Raw genomic sequence first — 1,897 nt, 5'->3', positions numbered from 1 at the left:
CTTAATTTCATTGATACGCCCGGGCACGTGGACTTTGCTTATGAAGTTTCGCGGTCTTTAGCGGCCTGTGATGGAGCGTTGCTGCTGGTGGATGCAGCGCAGGGCGTTGACACGCAGACGCTGGCAAATGCCTATAAAGCCATAGAAGAAGATCTGGAGATCGTGCCGGTCATCAATAAAGTTGATCTTCCCGCTGCTGATGTAGAAGGAGCGCGCCGCCAAATTGAGGAGGTCATTGGACTTCCTGCCGAAGATGCCCTATTGGTCAGCGCGAAAACAGGGCTAGGCGCACAAGAGACCTTAGAAGCTATTGTTAAGCGGATCCCGTCTCCTTCGGGCCAACAAGATGCACCCTTGCGCGCTTTGGTTTTTGATGCCGTATATAATACCTATCGCGGCGTCGTTGTCTATATACGAGTTGTAGATGGGAGCATTGTGCCGGGACAAAGAATTGTATTTATGTCAACAGGCACTAAATATGAAGTGGATGAAGTGGGCTCGCTGCAGCCGGAAATGACACAGCGTTCAGGACTTTCCGCCGGCGAAGTGGGCTATCTCATCTGCAATATTAAAACGCTGAGTGATACGCCTATCGGCGATACGATCACCACTGTTGAGAAATCCGCTAAGACGGCGCTTCCCGGCTACAAAGAAGTAAAGCCCGTTGTCTTTTCCGGGTTGTATCCGGCAGTTGCCACGGATTATGAAGAATTGCGAGATGCCTTGGATAAACTGCGCTTAAATGATGCGTCTTTCGAATATCACGCTGACAGTTCCGACGCATTAGGTCTGGGCTTTCGCTTGGGCTTCTTGGGGCTGCTTCATATGGAAATTGTGCAGGAGCGCTTAGAACGGGAATTCGGATTGACTCTAGTCACCACGATGCCCAACGTTGCGTATGTAATTCATAAAACCGACGGCAAAGTGATGACCATTGACAAGGCTTCCCAAATGCCGGCTGCGGGGGATATTGAGCTGATCGAGGAACCTTATATCGAAGCGGATATCATGTGCCCCACCCAGTATTTGAGCTATGTTATTGAACTGTGCAAACGCAAACGAGGCACCCATGTGCGTGTGGACTATATTGATGGAAGCCGTTGTATGGCGGTGTATCGGATGCCCCTCGCTGAAATCGTACTCGACTTTTACGATAAATTAAAAAGCGGTACCCGTGGTTATGGTTCCTTGGAATATCGACTGATTGGCAATCAGCCGGGCGATCTCGTGAAGCTGGATATCTTACTTAATAATGATTCTGTAGATGCCCTGTCTACTATTGTGCACAAGGATAATGCGGTGCGGCTCGGCCGCGCTCTTGCCCAAAAGTTGCGCAAACTTATTCCTCGCCAGCAATATGAGGTTGCCATCCAAGCCTCTATTAACAAGAAAATTATTGTCCGTGAAACCATTAAAGCCTTGCGTAAAAACGTGACAGCCAAATGTTATGGCGGCGACATCTCCCGTAAACGCAAACTGCTCGAACGCCAAAAAGAAGGCAAGAAACGGATGAAACAAATTGGTTCTGTTGAGGTGCCTCAAGAGGCATTCATGGCATTATTGCGTGTTAATGAGGAAGACAATGACTGAGCTGTCAGAGGATCAACAGAAACAACATTCTTTGTTGAGACGCTTTTTGGAAGCAATCACAGGCCCGTGGACTTTGCGAAACGGCTTGGGGTGGATCCTCATTATTGGCGCTATTTTTTTTGTTAAAGGCTGCCTGATTGATCAGTACACCATTCCTTCTGGATCCATAGAACCCACACTCAACGGCGATGTAGGCTTCTTTCGCGGTGAGCCAGTACTGGTCAATAAATGGTATTTCGGCCCCCGTATACCTTTCACCACGCACCGCCTATGGCAAGGGGGGGTACCGGAACGCTGAGATATCGTG

Annotated in this window: 2 protein-coding genes; both read left to right on the top strand. The window is 49.0% G+C overall.

All coding sequences use genetic code 11. The features are described 5' to 3' along the window. The coding region (lepA, locus tag GX117_08850) for an elongation factor 4 (protein ID NLO33448.1) at positions 1-1,590 on the top strand (1,590 nt) is incomplete at its 5' end. After that, on the top strand, positions 1,583-1,888 hold the full coding sequence (locus GX117_08845) for a hypothetical protein (GenBank protein ID NLO33447.1): 306 nt from the start codon (positions 1,583-1,585) through the stop codon (positions 1,886-1,888). The genes lepA and GX117_08845, both read left to right, overlap by 8 nt. Positions 1,889-1,897 lie beyond the last annotated feature (9 nt).

It is taken from the genome of Candidatus Hydrogenedentota bacterium, assembly GCA_012523015.1.
Taxonomy (GTDB): domain Bacteria; phylum Hydrogenedentota; class Hydrogenedentia; order Hydrogenedentales; family CAITNO01; genus JAAYBJ01.
Note: the sequence above shows the minus strand (reverse complement) of the source record. Positions and strands in the feature narration are given on the sequence as shown.

Excerpts from the sequence above, each read along its gene's own strand:
- GX117_08845 (NLO33447.1), top strand. The coding sequence starts at position 1,583 with ATGACTGAGCTGTCAGAGGATCAACAGAAACAACATTCTTTGTTGAGA.